Origin of the sequence: Staphylococcus sp. GDY8P67P (assembly GCF_017892545.1) — a bacterium.
In the GTDB taxonomy this organism is placed as follows: Bacteria; Bacillota; Bacilli; order Staphylococcales; family Staphylococcaceae; genus Staphylococcus; species Staphylococcus ureilyticus.
The window spans coordinates 1-1,662 of sequence record NZ_JAESLH010000005.1; the positions used below are offsets into that span (position 1 = coordinate 1).

Annotated in this window: 1 protein-coding gene; it reads left to right on the forward strand. The window is 29.6% G+C overall.

What is annotated here, in order from left to right; all coding sequences use genetic code 11:
• Positions 1 to 58 precede the first annotated feature (58 nt).
• A protein-coding gene (locus tag KA833_RS14055; RefSeq protein ID WP_481906374.1) for an IS3 family transposase occupies positions 59 to 1,602 on the forward strand; the annotation gives its coding sequence in 2 pieces (ribosomal slippage) (positions 59 to 733 and positions 736 to 1,602; 1,542 coding nt in all).
• The last annotated feature ends 60 nt before the right edge of the window (positions 1,603 to 1,662 follow it).

The window sequence follows — 1,662 nt, forward strand, 5'->3', positions numbered from 1 at the left end:
TGATATGCTCCCTTCAAAGTAGACACTTAAAAATGTAAACTTTGAAGGGAGTTTTTTTATGACTCATAGAAAATTATCACCTGAAACTTATCAAAAAGCTTTCAGCTTATATGAAGAAGGATATAGTATGAAAAATGTAATTCAAAAATTAAATTTAAATTGTTCTCCTAGAATATTATTGATTAACTATTATAAATTTAAGAAGCATGGAATAAAGGTGCTTTTACCAATTCAGAGAAATAATACCTACTCAAATGAATTTAAGCTTAAAGTTGTGCACGAATATATAAATGATGGCCTATCTTTAACTGATTTAGTTGTTAAATATAATATCCCCACTACTTCAACTGTAAACAAATGGATTTCAAAGTATTTATCGGGTAAAATATTAAAAACATATTCTCCAAAACCCGAGGTGTATCAATTGAAATATAAATCATTAACATTTGAAGATCGTGTAGAAATCGTTGATTATTATATGAATCATGGCCAATCGTATAAGACAACAGCAAATCATTTTAACATCAATTATAGCCAAGTATATAACTGGGTAAAAAAGTACAACTTGCATGGGTATGATGGGCTTAAAGATGGACGTGGAAAAGGGAAACCCCAGTCTGTATTAACACCTGAAGAGGCATTAAAAGCTGAAATTAAGATACTTAAAGAGAAAAATAAATTTCTTCAAATGGAAAATGACGTTTTAAAAAAGGAAGAAGAAATAGAAAGGAAGTTGATGAAGCAGGCATCAGACAAAAAGCATCATACCAAACGGTAAAAGCATTTAAAAACCTTTATCCGATAGCTTGGTTATGTTCAGTATTAAAGATATCACGTTCAAGTTACTATAAATGGTTACATCGCAAACCATCGAATAAAGAAATTGAAAACCAAAAATTGATCAAAGATATCGTTGATATCTACAATAAATACAAAGGCATATATGGATATCGTCGTATATACATATATTTAAGACTTAAACTACATCAAAAAGTAAATCATAAACGTGTCTATAGATTGATGAATCAACTTAATCTAAAATCTACTATCCGCCCTAAAAGAAAACGATATATTAAAACAACACCTGAAATTACAGCACATAATATATTAAATAGAAAATTTGAAGAACAAATCCCAAATAAAAAATGGTTAACTGACGTTACAGAATTCAAACTCAGCAATGGTAAAAAACTTTACTTAAGTGCTATTTATGACTTAGGCAGCAAACAGATTATCAGTCATAAATTAAGTACCTCAAATAACAATAAATTTGTATTAGATACGCTCAAAAAAGCAGTCAAACTTGTGCCGAATACCGAAGGTATACTCTTGCATAGCGACAGAGGATATCAATATACAAGCAGATTATTTAAAGTTACGTTAGAGCAACTTGGTATAAAACAAAGTATGTCACGACCAGGATGTTGCATAGATAATGGACCTATGGAAGGTGTATGGGGAACTATTAAAAGTGAATTGTTTAGAGGAAGAAAAAAAGTGATTTTTAAAGACAAGGCTACAGCAATAAAAGCAATTAATTCATATATAGAATTTTTTAATCAAGAAAGAATAACATTAAAAATGGCTACCCTTATATCGTAAATATAAGGTAGCCATAAACATTTTGTTTTTTTCACTGTCTACTTGACAGGGTGCAGTTCA